This is a genomic window from Pseudomonas sp. SIMBA_068, from assembly GCF_046534705.1.
In the GTDB taxonomy this organism is placed as follows: domain Bacteria; phylum Pseudomonadota; class Gammaproteobacteria; order Pseudomonadales; family Pseudomonadaceae; genus Aquipseudomonas; species Aquipseudomonas putida.
This window is the reverse complement of the sequence record NZ_JAWRYI010000231.1, coordinates 1-317: the sequence shown is the minus strand read 5'-3', so window position 1 is coordinate 317 and position 317 is coordinate 1. Positions and strand designations below refer to the sequence as shown.

1 protein-coding gene is annotated in these 317 nt (G+C 68.1%); it reads right to left on the bottom strand.

Features of this window, described 5'->3' with window-relative positions; genetic code table 11:
* On the bottom strand, positions 1-317 hold a 317-nt coding region (tusD, locus tag SB756_RS28960), incomplete at both ends, for a sulfurtransferase complex subunit TusD (protein ID WP_410912968.1).

Sequence of the window (317 nt, the reverse complement as noted above, 5' to 3'; positions counted from 1 at the left end):
GACAGCTCCCAGGGCTTGGGCAGGTTCGCGGCCGGGCGTTGATAGCGGCTGGCCTCGGCTTCGTCGAGCACGCCACGGCGCAGGGCGGCGGCAATGCACACCACAGCGTCCAGTTGGTGGCTGTCGATGAAGGTGCGCCATTGGGCGGCGACATCCAGCTCATCCTGAGGGGTGACCACATTGGCCGAGGCACTGTGTACCCCGTCCTGGTAGAAGAACAGCCGGGCAATCTCATGCCCGCCGGCCAGCACCGCCTCGGCAAAGCGCAGCGCGCGGCGCGAGGAGGGCGCATGGGCCGGGGAAAATACCGCGATAGC